The sequence below is a fragment of the Flavobacterium fryxellicola genome (genome assembly GCF_900143245.1).
Classification (GTDB): Bacteria; Bacteroidota; Bacteroidia; order Flavobacteriales; family Flavobacteriaceae; genus Flavobacterium; species Flavobacterium fryxellicola.
Window position 1 is genome coordinate 184,404 of sequence record NZ_FRDK01000004.1, and the last position, 14,292, is coordinate 198,695.

The 14,292-nt window shown below is 35.4% G+C and carries 12 protein-coding genes; 4 read left to right on the forward strand and 8 right to left on the reverse strand.

Translation table 11 applies throughout. The features are described from left to right. Nucleotides 1-115 precede the first annotated feature (115 nt). Nucleotides 116-481, forward strand: coding sequence for a response regulator transcription factor (locus BUA03_RS08655; protein ID WP_066081531.1), 366 nt, complete (start codon nucleotides 116-118; stop codon nucleotides 479-481). A gap of 93 nt (nucleotides 482-574) precedes the next feature. On the opposite strand, the gene BUA03_RS16680 is transcribed toward BUA03_RS08655, so the two are convergent. From BUA03_RS16680 to BUA03_RS08665, 3 genes are all read right to left on the reverse strand, one after another. Beyond that, the gene (locus tag BUA03_RS16680; RefSeq protein ID WP_157492207.1) at nucleotides 575-712 is read right to left on the reverse strand and encodes a hypothetical protein; all 138 of its coding nucleotides are present in this window, start codon (nucleotides 710-712) and stop codon (nucleotides 575-577) included. Nucleotides 713-757: 45 nt separating this feature from the next. Then, nucleotides 758-937 (reverse strand): hypothetical protein, encoded by a 180-nt coding sequence (locus BUA03_RS08660; RefSeq protein WP_066081528.1) that lies wholly within the window; start codon nucleotides 935-937, stop codon nucleotides 758-760. 212 nt (nucleotides 938-1,149) lie between these two features. Next, complete coding sequence (locus BUA03_RS08665; RefSeq protein ID WP_066081527.1) at nucleotides 1,150-2,211, reverse strand: alkaline phosphatase D family protein; 1,062 nt, start codon at nucleotides 2,209-2,211, stop codon at nucleotides 1,150-1,152. A 268-nt stretch (nucleotides 2,212-2,479) separates the two neighbouring features. Between BUA03_RS08665 and BUA03_RS08670 the strand changes: the two genes are divergently transcribed. After that, on the forward strand, nucleotides 2,480-4,948 hold the full coding sequence (locus BUA03_RS08670; protein WP_066081523.1) for a zinc-dependent metalloprotease: 2,469 nt from the start codon (nucleotides 2,480-2,482) through the stop codon (nucleotides 4,946-4,948). Nucleotides 4,949-5,039: 91 nt separating this feature from the next. Here the strand turns inward: BUA03_RS08670 and BUA03_RS08675 are convergent, their stop codons facing one another. After that, entirely contained in the window at nucleotides 5,040-6,458 is a 1,419-nt protein-coding gene (locus BUA03_RS08675) for an amidohydrolase family protein (protein ID WP_066081520.1), read from the reverse strand. Between the two features lie 434 nt (nucleotides 6,459-6,892). Between BUA03_RS08675 and BUA03_RS08680 the strand changes: the two genes are divergently transcribed. Then, nucleotides 6,893-8,425 carry a SulP family inorganic anion transporter gene (locus BUA03_RS08680; RefSeq protein WP_066081832.1) on the forward strand — a complete coding sequence of 511 codons (1,533 nt, stop codon included), beginning with the start codon at nucleotides 6,893-6,895 and terminating at the stop codon, nucleotides 8,423-8,425. Nucleotides 8,426-8,625: 200 nt separating this feature from the next. Here BUA03_RS08680 and BUA03_RS08685 read toward each other — a convergent pair whose 3' ends face one another. Then, entirely contained in the window at nucleotides 8,626-9,864 is a 1,239-nt protein-coding gene (locus BUA03_RS08685; protein ID WP_066081516.1) for a protoporphyrinogen/coproporphyrinogen oxidase, read from the reverse strand. A gap of 122 nt (nucleotides 9,865-9,986) precedes the next feature. Next, entirely contained in the window at nucleotides 9,987-10,508 is a 522-nt protein-coding gene (locus BUA03_RS08690) for a GNAT family N-acetyltransferase (protein ID WP_066081512.1), read from the reverse strand. Nucleotides 10,509-10,680: 172 nt separating this feature from the next. Between BUA03_RS08690 and yaaA the strand changes: the two genes are divergently transcribed. After that, the gene (gene yaaA / locus BUA03_RS08695) at nucleotides 10,681-11,439 is read left to right on the forward strand and encodes a peroxide stress protein YaaA (protein WP_066081830.1); all 759 of its coding nucleotides are present in this window, start codon (nucleotides 10,681-10,683) and stop codon (nucleotides 11,437-11,439) included. Nucleotides 11,440-11,546: 107 nt separating this feature from the next. On the opposite strand, the gene BUA03_RS08700 is transcribed toward yaaA, so the two are convergent. Together BUA03_RS08700 and BUA03_RS08705 are read right to left on the reverse strand one after the other, a co-directional pair. Further along, nucleotides 11,547-13,130, reverse strand: coding sequence for an MDR family MFS transporter (locus tag BUA03_RS08700; protein ID WP_066081507.1), 1,584 nt, complete (start codon nucleotides 13,128-13,130; stop codon nucleotides 11,547-11,549). 79 nt (nucleotides 13,131-13,209) lie between these two features. Beyond that, nucleotides 13,210-14,289, reverse strand: coding sequence for an HlyD family secretion protein (locus BUA03_RS08705; RefSeq protein WP_066081504.1), 1,080 nt, complete (start codon nucleotides 14,287-14,289; stop codon nucleotides 13,210-13,212). Nucleotides 14,290-14,292: the final 3 nt, after the last annotated feature.

A 14,292-nucleotide genomic window follows, 5' to 3' on the forward strand; every position in this document is an offset into this window, starting at 1 on the left:
TGCGATTAAGGCAGTGTAAAAAATCTTATTTTTAGAAATTAATTCTCCTGAAAAATCAAATGACGGGGGAATAAAATTGTGCTGCTTTTAGTATGAATCTATAAAACCAGTTAATATGAAAACAATTTTAGTTGCTGAGGATGACGAAATGATGTCAAAAGCTATGGAATTTAAATTGGTTAGAGAAGGATATAAAGTCCTCTTATGTCCAAATGGTCAGATTGCACTAGAAAAAATTGTTTCTGAAAATCCAGATTTAATAATTTCAGATATTATGATGCCATTTGTAACCGGTTTAGATATTGTCAAAAAAGTAAAAATCGAGTTGAAATTGAACATCCCAATAATCATGCTGTCTGCAGTGGGATTGGAGAAAACAGTTTTGGAAGCTTTTGAGCTTGGAGCAGATGACTTTATAACAAAACCATTCAGTCCGAATGAATTATCTGTTAGAGTAAAACGCCTGCTGCTCAAGAAATAAAAAGCAGGTACAAGTTGTTCTAATGGGTGGTAAAGTAAAAACAATTGAAGAACTTCAGAAGTGCCTTTTGCGATTGATTACTAATAAATAATATCAAAAACGGAATGGATTTTTTGCGGTAGAAACTTCGTCATGACTCACCCAAGCATTATTTTCGTTAATACTCATTTTGTAATTTGTATTGATTGCATAGCCGCCATTCCCCATAGATTTTGGATCTGTATTGGTCATTGCAATTGCAGGAATATCTAAAGTGTGTCCATCTATCGTTTAAACTTATATTCTGCTATAGGGTTGGATATGCAAGCATTCGCCATGTCCTTTTCCATCTCCGGCTCTCCATGTTGCTGATTCTTTCTCTAGCAGTTTTTTGATATTTTTTGATTCGTCACTCTTTTGATTACAAGCAATTAGTGTTACTGCTGCAAGCGAGTAAAGTAATAATTTAGAATTCATTATGTCGTGCTTTTTAAGTGTTATTAAAAAATCTGTTTCAACGCTTCATACTAAAATGATAGTACCTTCTATAAAACAGTCAGTAAAATAGGAGTAACTATCGATGTAGTGTTCTGAAACTTAAATTTTCTCTTTATTGTGGACAGATTGAAGTAAAAACACACTATTATGTCATTTCCTAGTCTTCTGTAGTGCGTTGTAAAAAAAAACGGTTATTTTTTAAAACTAATTTCATCCAATCCAATCGTGTATTCTACGCGCTGATTGTCGGCACTATCCCAAATTTCCATTTTTATTTTTGGAATTTTGTTTTTCCAATCGATTGTAATTAAGCCAAAATGATTTTCCATAATGGGACCTTCAATTCTATTTTTATTCGGTGTCGCAAAATGCCATGTGGAGGAAAGACCGCTGGAAGTTACATCATAAATAGGGTAGAGACCCGGTTCAGTAAGTTTCGAAATTTCAGCATAATGTACGTCTCCGGTTAAAAATAAAATGCCGTTAGCTTTTGTTTTTTTGATGAGATTTAAGAATTTTTTTTGCTCTAGCGGAAAATTAGCCCAACCTTCATACCCATTGTATTCAATTCCAAACTGAGATCCGGAACCAATCAATCTAATGGAGGCGGGTTTCTTTAATTCCTCTTCCAACCATTTCCATTGCGCAGCTCCTAAATAGGTAGAGTCAGGTTCCTGTTGTGGAGTATAATCTAGACTGTAGAAAAACCTTTTGTCCTTAGCAACTTCCCCGTTGTATTTCTTGTAATTATCTCTAAAAGTACGGTTGTCTAACAAGATAATCTGTACTTTTTTCCCTTTGTTTTCATACATATAGGAGGTATAAATACCTTTGTGTTTTCTTCTTTCAGAATCTTTAGGTTCATCAAAAAAATTCAGGAAAAGTTCCTTGGATTCTTCTTTTTTTGGATAATGTCTGCCCGCATCATTTTGTCCATAATCATGATCATCCCAAGTTGCAATAATAGGAATGTGTTTTTTTAGATTTTGGAAAGAGGGCTTGGCGGCTAATTGTTCGTATTTAGATTGAAGGGTACTCATATTATCAGTATCTCCATAAATGTTGTCTCCAAGAAAGACAAATAAATCAGGTTTGTGTTGAACTACAACATCAAAAATGGGCAACGGATTACTTTGATGTGAACAGGAACCAAAAGCTATTTTTGAAATATTCTTTTGGCAATACCCATTATACGACAGCAGTAAAAGCAGTACTGCATGCAAGTAGATTTTACGAGAACTGTTTTGAATCATCTTTTATTTTTTGTGGGTTGTAAATTTTTTACAAAAATTAGAATAGCTCCAAACGAAGTACTGCATCGCTTGTAATTACTAGAAAATAAATTGATAATTACCAAATGTAATAAAAAAGAACGGCAAACAAAAGGTTGGGATGCGCCAAGAAAAATAAAATATTCGACTCAAAACGGTTGTTAATTAAAAGTTAAAACATTGGTTAATATGCAATTTTAAGACACTAAAAATTATTTTTGATATTAATTAACCATTAAATAACCACTAAATGAAGAAATTTTTCATTTTAACTGCAATCGCAGCCACATTATTAATACCCACCACCCAGTTTGCCCAATCCAAAAGAAAAAAAGATAAAAATGCTGTGACGCTTCCCGCTCCGGATAAAAAGCCAGAACCTACCATCAAGGAATACAGTAAGGTAATTACTAAAGAGGCTATTTCAGACGAAGGCTTGTTTACGGTTCATAAAGTAGATAAAAAATATTTTTTTGAAATCCCGAATAAATACTTAGATAAAGATATGTTGTTGGTTAGTAGGTTGTCTAAACTACCTTCTAATTTAGGAGGTGGATATGTAAACGCAGGATCCGAAACGAACGAGCAACTCATTGTTTGGCAACGTTTTCAGGATAAGATTCTCATTAAATTGAAATCTTACAATGCGGTTGCCAATGACAGTTTGCCGATCAGCATATCGGTTAAATCCAATAATTATGAACCCACTTTATTTGCTTTTGATATTGTAGCATTCAGCAAAGATTCAGCAAATACGGTGATTGATGTGACTAAATTTTATGGTACAGATGTAAAATCAATTAGCGGATTATCAGCTGAAATGAGAGAAACTTACAAAGTAAAAGGATTGGATGAATCCCGAAGTTTTATCAATACGATGAAAAGTTTTCCATTGAATATTGAAGTGATTCAAGATTTTAGTTACAACGCTACTAAACCACCCAGTCAAGAAGATGCAGAGACAATCAGCATACAAATGAATCAATCGATGATTCTGTTGCCTGAAAAATTGATGCAACCGCGCCTTGCTGATCCACGCGTAGGATGGTTTACGATGAGCCAAATCGATTATGGAAGTAACGAACTAAAATCAGACAGTAAAACGTACATTCGTCGTTGGAAATTGGAGCCAAAAGATCCTGTCGCTTACGCAAAAGGGGAGTTGGTGGAACCCATTAAGCCCATCGTTTATTATCTTGATCCTGCCACTCCTGAAAAACTGCGCAAGTACATCAAGCAAGGTATTGAAGATTGGCAAAAGCCTTTTGAAACAGCTGGTTTTAAAAATGCCATTATTGCCAAAGATGCACCAACAAAGGAACAAGACCCTGATTTCAGCCCAGAAGACATTCGGTATTCCGTGATTCGGTATGTGGCGAGTACCACGCGTAATGCGGTTGGACCAAGTGTGTCTGATCCAAGAACAGGAGAAATTATCGAGAGCGACGTAATTTGGTACCACAACCATTTGCGCTCCTACAGAAACCGCTATTTATTAGAAACGGGAGCTGCAAATCCAACTGCACGAACATTAAACACAAGTGATGAAGAAATGGGTGAAATGATGCGTATGGTTATCGCTCACGAAGTGGGACATGCGCTTGGATTTCCCCATAACATGGGGGCAAGTTGTGCTTATGATACCGAAAGTTACAGAGATGGCGACTTTACACAAAAAAACGGAATCGCGGCCAGCTTGATGGATTATGCCCGTTTTAATTATATTGCGCAGCCTGGAGATAAAAACATTCGTTTTATCCGTAAAATGGGGCCTTATGATCATTATGCTACGAATTGGGGATACAGAGCGATTCCTAATATGACTTCACCTGAGGCTGAAGTTCCTACTTTAGACCAGTGGATTATGGAAAAATCTGCAAATATTATTTATAAATACGGGAAACAAAGCAGTAGTTTTGATCCTACGTCACAAACAGAAGATATTGGGAATGATGCGATGAAAGCGAGTACTTATGGACTCAAAAACTTGCAGTATGTAGCCTCACATTTATCAGAATGGACCAGTGATGTGACTAATAATTATGAAGATTTAGATGAATTATACAAAGAAATGTTGGATGTCTGGAGCAGGTATGTAGGGCATGTCGTTACAAATGTTGGAGGAGTTTATGAAACTACCAAAAAACCAAATCAATCTGGAAGTATTTATGATGTTGTTTCAAAATCCAAACAACAAGAAGCCATGCAGTGGTTGCAAACGAATGCTTTTGCTTCTCCAACTTGGTTGGTCAATGTAAATACCTTGAAAAATATTGATTACGCAGGATACACAGAGCGATATCGCAACTTGCAAGCCCGACATGTAAATAATGTGCTGAGTTTTGAGCGTATTGGGCGATTAATGGATGCAGAAATATTGGGAGCAGCTCATTATAAAGCGCTTGATTTATTAGGTGATATGCGCAAAGGAATCTGGAAAGAAGCTAATCTTCCATTAAATGTTACCATTTATAGACGAAATTTACAACGCGCTTACATCGAAAGAATGGCGTATTTGATGAAAGAGGAAATCAAAGCAGGTCGCTCTTCTGATTTTTATAATGTGGCACAATCTGATGTGAGAGGATTAGTGAGAGGGGAATTGAATGCTTTAAAAAGCACTTTATCAGTTGCTAGAACAAGAGCCATAAATGCAGAAACAAAATACCATTATGAAGATGCCATCAAAAGAATTGAATTGATCTTAAATCCAAAATAATCGCAATTTACGTGCTTGTTTTATACAAAAAAATCCGCTTTCGAGCGGATTTTTTGGTTTGATGCAATGGACTTTACAATTAAAAACAGATTTATTTCATTGGAAAATTTGCTTCGAAAGTCTTAAATCTAAGATCTAAATCCTTAAGAAGTTGTTTTTTTACACCCTCATCCTTTATAAAACTGTAATTGATGCTGTTGTACACATATTGCTTGATATCGCTGTAAGAAACGCCTTTGTATCTTTTGGCTAACAATACATATTGCTCAGTCATATTAGTGCGTAAAATTCCTGCATCGTCCGTGCTGATAACGATAGGAACACCAAATTCTTTATATAAAGTTAATGGATGACGACCGTCTTTTACTTTCAAAATAAATTCGTTACTCACTAAATTGATTTCGATTGGGATTGATTTCTTGGCCATATAACGCAATAAATCGTATGAATCTTTTTCGTACGCTAAGTCTACTCCGTGACCAATTCTGTTGGCTCCTGCAGTATAAACCGCAGCGCTGATGTGCCACGTAAGTTCTTCGGGTTGTACTAATCCCAAGGTAAGTTCGCCAGCATGCATCGCGTATTTTACATCTGGATAACGGGAATGACAATATTTAAACATTAGCATGTGCAACCAATAATCCTTCATCGACGTTGTTCCATCTTCTGGAGAAACAATGTTGACTCCGGCAATCAGCGGACTTTCATCTGCCGAAATAAAAGCGATAACCAGATTCTTGAATAAATCGACAGGTTCCATGAAACGCAATACAAAATTTTGGTACCGCATTGTAAATTGTTTGTCATCAATTTTAAGGTCTTTGTGAAGTTTTGCCACAAAATTGCTATTGAAATCTTTGGCATAAGATTCAGCCTCTTTTTTTACTAATGAATTGTAAACAGAATCTAGTGTTTTTAAAATTGTTTTTTCGTCTTTCGCCAAAGCTAATTTTCGCAATCTTGAATTGAACTTTGTTAAATCATCCGTATTAAGGTCCGTTGGAATCGTCGATAATTGGGTTTCAATATAACTGACGTTTTCTGAAATGGCTCTGTTTTTGAGTTCTAATAATCCTTTCCCGAAATTTCCCTTTATAGCTGGTTCAAACTTCATAAACGATTCAAAAAATAACTTATCCGAAGGGTAATCTACATAATTATAGTCCTTTACAGACCATTTTTGCATGATTTGTTGTTTGTAATAATCTAAAGTTCCATTTGTTTTTAAGGTAGAAAATAAATTCCAATTTCCAGTCGCTGGCTTTTCTTTTCGAACATCCATCGTTTCAGTATTCAAATAAAAATCGTCTGTTATGGCACGTTGTAATAAAGGCTCAGCATAAATAGAACCGGAAAAATGGTGGTGTAAATCGCCGCCTTTTGGCATGTGGGAAAAGAAAGCAGTCAACGCGACTTCATTATCCCTACTATTTTCAAAATAGTCATTCGTTGCTTGAGAATAGCTACCAGTTAAACAAAAAGCAAAAAATAAAGTATATAGTAATTTCATAACATAATTTTTTTAAAAACTGATTTTTTTTTATTAGTCGAAATTAGTTCGTTGTAGTTCTACATAATTTTTACGAATAAAAAACTTTTAATAAGTCAAAGATGAATATTTTTGATGGATTTTAAAAATTTGGAGCTAAAAGTCTTATTTTTTTAATGCAAGATATAAGTGTGGTCCAATTGCCGTTATTCTAAAATTTTCGTTATAAAAGTCAAAAGTGTTGCGTCGTAGTTCCAATTTCTGGTTGTAAAAGCAATTAAAAAATTCTATTTTTGCAATTCCAATGAAAAAACAAACAATAGCATCTTCTCAAAGTATTCCGCACTGATTTACAGTTTTTAAATCTAGGAATTTCTTCCAAGAACAATTTATCGATGATTTTATTCGATGTAATTTCTAACTATGAAATTGCGTCGTCCACTTATATTTATGAAATGAAAAAAGTATTTAATTTATTTGATTTTTCTCAAAAAGTCAATTTTAGAATAGAAATTTTAGCAGGTTTAACCGTAGCCATGACGATGATTCCAGAATCGCTCTCTTTTGCAATAGTTGCCGGTTTTCCACCTTTAATGGGCTTGTATGCTGCATTTATTGCGGGTTTAATCACAGCTATTTTTGGTGGAAGACCAGGAATGATATCGGGAGGAGCTGGAGCTACAGTGATTGTTTTAATTGCTCTAATGAAGTCCAATGGCTTAGAATATGTTTTTGCAGCAGTAGCTTTGGCAGGTATTTTACAAATTTTAGTGGGTATCTTTAAACTCGGAAAATTTATTCGATTGGTGCCGCAACCTGTGATGTTTGGGTTCGTCAATGGTTTAGCGGTTATTATTTTCATGTCGCAATTGGATCAATTCAAAGCAATAGTCAATAGGCAAATCCAATTTCTTTCAGGAAGTCCCTTACTAATTATGACAAGTTTAGTTGCGCTTACCATTGCGATTATAGTGTTGTTGCCAAAAGTATCAAAAGCGATACCGGCTTCATTGGCCGCTATTATCGTTGTCTTTGCATTGGTTTTTTTCTTTGGAATCGAAACAAAAACGGTCCAAGATATTGCTTCAATCAGCGGTGGTTTTCCTCCATTTCATATTCCAAATGTTCCAATTACTTTCGAAATGTTGGAAATTATATTTCCGTATGCCTTAATCATGGCTGCTGTAGGATTGACTGAAGGATTATTAACACTGACCTTGGTAGATGAAATTACAGGAACTAAGGGCAATGGAAATCGAGAATGTATTGCACAAGGAAGTTCAAATATTTTAAATGGTTTTTTCTTCGGGATGGGCGGATGTCCCATGATTGCACAAACGTTGGTAAATCTATCTGCAGGTTCTAGAGCACGTTTGTCTGGAATTGTTGCTGCCTTGACAATACTCGTTATTATTTTGTTTGGAGCTCCAATAATTGAACAATTACCCATGGCAGCTTTGGTTGGTGTCATGATTATGGTAGCCATTGGAACATTTGAGTGGGCGAGTTTCCGAATAATAAATAAAATGCCAAAACATGATATTTTTGTTGGAATAGTAGTAGCAGTTATAACCATTCTATTGCACAATTTAGCGCTAGCAGTTTTAATAGGAGTGATTATTTCCGCTCTAGTTTTTGCATGGGAAAGTGCTAAAAGAATTCGGGCCAAAAAGTACATTGATGCAAATGGAGTGAAACATTATGAAATATATGGTCCTTTATTTTTTGCGTCCACAACAGCTTTCTCTGAAAAATTTGATGTTTTTAATGATCCAAAAGAGGTTATTATTGATTTTAAGGAAAGTAAAATTACGGATATGAGTGCGATTGATGCCGTTAACAAAATTACGGAACGGTACGCCAAGCTTAATAAAACGGTTCATTTACAACATTTAAGCGCTGATTGTAAAACCCTACTAAAAAATGCAGATCAGATTATAGACGTAAATATTTTAGAAGATCCTACCTACAAAGTAATAATTGATTAAATCAAGTGCTAATTATAAAGATTAGATCGTTTTTTTTTTGAACCAATAAGAAAATCAAGGATAGTTGCACTTGATTTTCTTAATGGTTTTATAAAAGACAATTGCTGAATTAGATAGCTAGACTTTTTTGTAAAAATAAAGGACTAAAATTTTAAATGTAAAAATTATTTTTTGACAATACTTTTCTTTTATGCAGAATCCTAAATTTGCATTGCTTCCGCCGCTAACCTACCTGTTTTCATTGCTGCATTTATGGAACCATTCAGTAAGTTATCTCCACAAATGTACAGTACATTTGATATTTTTATTTCAGAAGCAGCGATGTCATTTCGCACACTTTCTTGTGTTGGCAAAGCATACTCAATGCGATAACCCTTTAACATTTTCCATGAAGATACTTTATGACCGTACCACTGTTTTAACTCGTCTTTCATGCTTTCAGCCAAAGTTGCGTCGTCAATAGTTGGGATTCCATTGTAGGAAACAGAAATAAGTACTTTGCCTTTTGGCGCATAAGCTTCAGAAACATTAGAAAGGACCGTCAAATTATTGACCCACTTTTTCTGTGTTGAGGCATTCAATACAACGACGGCCTTTTTTGTAGGCGCTTCTTGGGCTTCAAAATAGAGGTTAGTCACTTGATGAGAAGTCATTTTTTGGTTTGGAAAAAATTCTTGCGTAAGATTATTTGCGGTCGTTGCCAAAAGGATTTGGTTGGCTTCTAAAATTGTTCCATCTGCAGTAGTTACTTTATTGCCATCAACAGCAGTTACCTTCGTATTGCATTCTATAGTTCCTGCTGGAAGCATGGCGACTAGTTGTTTTGGGATTTCTTCCATTCCTAAAGCAGGAACTGCCACGTCACCATCAGAAAACATTTTCATCACAAAATCAAACATTCGTCGGGAAGTTTGTAAATCATTTTCTAAAAAAATTCCAGAAAGGAAAGGGGCATAAAAACGCTGAATCATCTTTGGACTAAAACCATATTCGGCTAGTTGCTTTTGGGTCGTTTGTTCTGGCTGTTCGAAAATGGCTTCGATGGTTAACTTTTGTAATTTATTTTTTAACCATAGGGTATTCATTTTATCTTTTAAAGTACCAACGGGAGCAAAAAGGGTTGCCAATGCAGCCGAAGGTCTTCGCAAGGGATCTGCAATTTCAAAAATGCCTCCGTCATAGAGTACGGTTGCTCCAGGTAGCATTTTTTTTAGTTGTAAGTCTTTGTAATTGAGTAAGGCTTGCGTTTCTGGGTAAGCAGTCAAAAGTACTTGGAAACCTCGGTCTAAGAGAAATCCTTCATGGGAATCGGTTTTTATTCTTCCTCCCGCTCGGTCGCTGGCCTCTAGAATAAGTACTTTTCGCCCTTGGCGGTGCAAATGAACAGCCGCAGTCAATCCTGACAATCCCGCTCCAATAATAATTACATCGTGTTTCATAGCTTTTAGTCCTCTTTGTTACAAAAATAAGCCAAATAACGTTTCCGACCGGCGTAAATAAGGGGGAATTTAAGTTTTAAAATTGAAAAATACTTGGTACAACGGGCAACCAAGTGTTACTTTTATGGAAGTCTAAGTTGCATTAATAAATCAGTTTGTTTATCATTTCCCAATGTGAAAACATGTTTATCAAAAACGACAAATCCATTTTTAGCATAAAATCGAAGCGCCCTGTAATTTTCTTCCCAGACACCAAGCCAAACAGACGCAACACCATTATTTTCCGCCACCTTTTTAGCCTGGTTTAGCAACAATTGTCCAATGTTTTTACCGTGAAAAGTTTGCAAAACATAAATCCGATGCACCTCCAAAGCATTTTTGTCATGGGTTTCGGTTTGGGCATCTCCAAAGTTTATTTTTAGGTAACCAACGGCTACTGCATTGGAATAGGCTAAATAAAACGTAGAATTAGTATTGTTCAATTCCGTTGTTACTTGCTGTGTGTTGAAACTATCCTTGATATAGTCGGCAATATTTTCAGGGGTATTTACGGCAGCAAACGTTTCCGTAAATGTTTGGATACTTAGTTCTTGCAGTATTTCTAGATCATTTAGGGTTGCTTGTTGGATTTCAATTGGATTCATTTTGAGGTCCGCTTTTGAGTTATTTTGAACTCAAAATTACGCAAATATAATGGGTTGTGAATTTAATTCTTTATGACAGTAGTAAACAAATCAGTGCAAATAGTTGTCGTTTCCGGTTTTCAATTTGTACTTTTGAGTTTATTAATTGAAAGAGCTCGAAAGAGTATTATTTATGAAAATTGTTATATCGCCAGCCAAATCCTTAAATTTCGAGAAAGAATTACCTACCAAATTACATACAGAACCTTTGTTTTTAAAAGAATCAAAACAGATTCAAAAAGTACTTAAAGAGAAAAAGCCCGCTGATTTATCAGATTTAATGAGTATTTCTGATAAATTGGCTGATTTAAATTGGAAACGAAATCAAGAATGGAAAACGCCTTTTACAACATCAAATGCACGTCCTGCCGTTTATACTTTTGACGGCGATGTGTACACGGGATTAGACGCTTATTCGTTACCTATAAATAAAATTCAAGCTTTGCAAGATAATTTGCGCATCCTTTCTGGTTTGTACGGATTGCTAAAACCTTTAGACTTAATGCAGGCCTACCGCTTGGAAATGGGAACTAATCTACCCATTGGCGAAAGCAAAAATTTATATGAATACTGGAAATCTACAATTACAGAAGCATTGAATAAAGAAGTAAATGAAGGAGAATTATTTGTGAATTTAGCCAGTAATGAATATTTTTCAGCAATTGATGTCAAAGCGTTAAAGGTTCCCGTAATTACACCAGAATTTAAGGATTATAAAAACGGAAAACTTAAAATAATCAGTTTTTTTGCTAAAAAAGCGAGGGGAATGATGGTGCGCTATATCATCGAAACCAATGCTCAAACAGTAGATGATTTAAAAGGTTTCAATTACGATGGCTATCAATTTGATGCTAATTTATCAGAAGGAAGTCATTTGGTTTTTACCCGATAATCTTACAGGTGCGATACATTGCGTCATTAAATAAGACGCTGTTTTCGGTTTATAAAAAAACACGATTTATAGCGTAATACATTAAGACGCTATAAATCGGATCTCTATTAATGCATTGCATCGGCGGGATTGATTTTATTTTTACCTTTTTTTATCAAAAGTATAAAAGGAATGCATAACAAAAACAAGGCGCCTAAATACAGGAAAATATCCATGTATGATAGTACAGAACTTTGTACCATTACTTTGTATTCTATCGCTTTATAAGCTTTTGCCAAAGCTTCATTTTCAGAAAATCCTTTGGACATGAATCCCATTTTGAGCTCTTGCACCGTTTTCTGTACTTCAAAAGAAGTAGCATTTAGATGTGATATCAGATTTACACGGTGTTCCTGATTGAATCTAGCAATGAAAGTGGTGATAATGGCAATACCAAAAGAACCACCTAATTGTCTCATCATTCCTGTAAAAGCAGCACCTTCGCCAATACTTTTCCCTTTTAAAGTAGACAATGAAAGGGTAGAAATAGGAACAAATAATAAACCCAAGCCAACACCTCTTAATATCAAAGGCCAAAATAAATGTTCTTCACCAGAATCTGGCGTAATTACTTGTTGCATCCAATAGGTAAAAAAGAAAAAGGTTAGAAAACCTGCAGCAACCATATAGGCCTGCGGTACCCCACGCTGGATCATTTTGCCTATAAAAGGCATCATAATTCCAGTAGTTATGGAGCTAGGAATCAATAATAAACCAGCATCCAACGCACTCCAGCCTAAAACGGATTGCGTGTAAATGGGGATAATAAAAGTAGAACCATACAACCCGAAACCAAGTATAAAGCACATAATAGTTCCCACTCTTAAGTTGGTATCCTTAAGAACTCTTAAATTCACGATGGGATGTTTATACGTTAGTTCTCTCCAAATAAACAGTAGTAAACCAAAAATGGAAATCACAGATAAAAGGACAATGGTAGTATTATTAAACCAATCATCTTGCTGACCATGTTCTAAAACATATTGTAAAGAACCAATAAAAGCAGTTAAAAGAAAGATTCCCCACCAATCGACTTGGCTCGCCTTTAGCTTGTCACCATACTTTGGACTTTTCACGAAGGATAAGGTTAATAATGTAGCGATAATTCCAAGTGGAATATTGATATAAAAGATATAAGGCCAAGAAAAATGATCTACAATATACCCTCCTAATGGCGGTCCAAGTGTAGGTCCTACAATCACTCCCATTCCATAAATGGCTTGTGCCATACCTCTTTTGGCGACCGGATAACTCTCTGTAATGATGGTTTGTGCTGTTACTAATAAAGCGCCTCCACCTAGTCCTTGTATAAATCTAAAGGCGACTAATTCCCATATATTATTGGCATTTCCACATAAAAAAGAAGCAACTGTAAAGATGATAATGGAAACTGCAAAATAATTTCTGCGCCCAAACTGTTGCGACAACCAACTCGTCATGGGAATCACAATCACATTGGCAATAGCATAAGCAGTTATTACCCAAGCCACATCAGTCAGAGAAGCACCAAGGCTGCCTCGCATATTGTTTAATGCTACATTTACAATTGTAGTATCTACAATTTCGAGCATTGCACAAAGAACGGCTGTAATGGTTATGATGACTCTTCTAAAGCCATATTCTACTAAATCATCTTCTCCGGTGTGTACCATTTTATACTAAATTGTAAACTATCATTCTCTTAAAAGTTGTGTCTCTTTTTGACATTTTAAAAGCTGCCAAAATTTTTATTTAATCTAAGTGTACGTCTACATCGACATTCATTCCTGGACGAAGTAATTTGATTTTTTCTGGATCATTTGTCGTGTTCAAACTGATCTTAACTGGAAGTCTCTGGATTGTTTTTACAAAATTTCCCGTGGCATTATCAGGAGGTAATAAGGAGAATCGGGAACCTGTAGCCGGAGAGAAAGAGGTAATGGATCCCTGAAAATTATAACCTGGGTACGCATCTACTTTTACGGTTACTTTTTGACCAATAACCATTTTGTTCAATTGCGTTTCTTTGAAATTAGCAATTACCCATGCTTCTTTGTTGTTGATGATATAAAATAACGATTGTCCTGGTTGCACTAATTGTCCGGGTTGAATATCAATTTTTGAAACTTGACCATCAATTGCAGCAGTTATTGCCGTGTATGTTAAATTTAATTTGGCAGCATCTAATACGGCTTTGGCTCTTTTAATATTGGCGGCAGCTACTTCTGTTTGCTTGTTTGAAACCTTTGACTTAGCCACGATTACTGATTTTTGAAAGGCACTTGCTCTTTCTTGCTGTTGCAACACACGAACTTGACTTTCTGCTTCCAATTTAGCCGCTAAGGCTTGCTCGTATTGTTGTTTTGTAATCGAATGGCTTTTGTATAGATTTTCATATCGTTGGTAATCACTGGTAATACGTCCTAATCTAATTTTTGCCGATTCAATATTTCCACCTGCTGACAATACATTAGCATCAGATACAGAGATGCTGGCCAATGCACTTCCAATATCTGCTTTAGAAACTTCAAAATTACCTTCCGCTCCAACCATCGCAGCATTTGCTTCTTCAATTTTTAATTGATAATCTCTTTTGTCAATTGTAAAAAGCGTATCGCCTTTAGTAACAAAATCATTGTCTTTGATATACACTTTGTCCACATATCCTGAAACTCTTGGGATAATTGGATTCATATTTTTTTCAATTTGGGCATCATCTGTTTCCTCATGCGATTGTGAATGCATGTATTTATAAATCCCGTAAGTTGCGCTTAAAACTACCAAAGCCACAAGGATAATAATAAATTTTTTATTTGTTTTTTTCTTTTCCATGGG

Coding starts and splice junctions, on each gene's coding strand:
- BUA03_RS08685 (WP_066081516.1), bottom strand. CDS start 9,864: ATGAAACACGATGTAATTATTATTGGAGCGGGATTGTCAGGATTGACT.
- BUA03_RS16680 (WP_157492207.1), bottom strand. CDS start 712: ATGACCAATACAGATCCAAAATCTATGGGGAATGGCGGCTATGCAATC.
- BUA03_RS08655 (WP_066081531.1), top strand. CDS start 116: ATGAAAACAATTTTAGTTGCTGAGGATGACGAAATGATGTCAAAAGCT.
- yaaA (WP_066081830.1), top strand. CDS start 10,681: ATGAAAATTGTTATATCGCCAGCCAAATCCTTAAATTTCGAGAAAGAA.
- BUA03_RS08690 (WP_066081512.1), bottom strand. CDS start 10,508: ATGAATCCAATTGAAATCCAACAAGCAACCCTAAATGATCTAGAAATA.
- BUA03_RS08670 (WP_066081523.1), top strand. CDS start 2,480: ATGAAGAAATTTTTCATTTTAACTGCAATCGCAGCCACATTATTAATA.
- BUA03_RS08700 (WP_066081507.1), bottom strand. CDS start 13,130: ATGGTACACACCGGAGAAGATGATTTAGTAGAATATGGCTTTAGAAGA.
- BUA03_RS08680 (WP_066081832.1), top strand. CDS start 6,893: ATGAAAAAAGTATTTAATTTATTTGATTTTTCTCAAAAAGTCAATTTT.
- BUA03_RS08675 (WP_066081520.1), bottom strand. CDS start 6,458: ATGAAATTACTATATACTTTATTTTTTGCTTTTTGTTTAACTGGTAGC.
- BUA03_RS08705 (WP_066081504.1), bottom strand. CDS start 14,289: ATGGAAAAGAAAAAAACAAATAAAAAATTTATTATTATCCTTGTGGCT.
- BUA03_RS08665 (WP_066081527.1), bottom strand. CDS start 2,211: ATGATTCAAAACAGTTCTCGTAAAATCTACTTGCATGCAGTACTGCTT.
- BUA03_RS08660 (WP_066081528.1), bottom strand. CDS start 937: ATGAATTCTAAATTATTACTTTACTCGCTTGCAGCAGTAACACTAATT.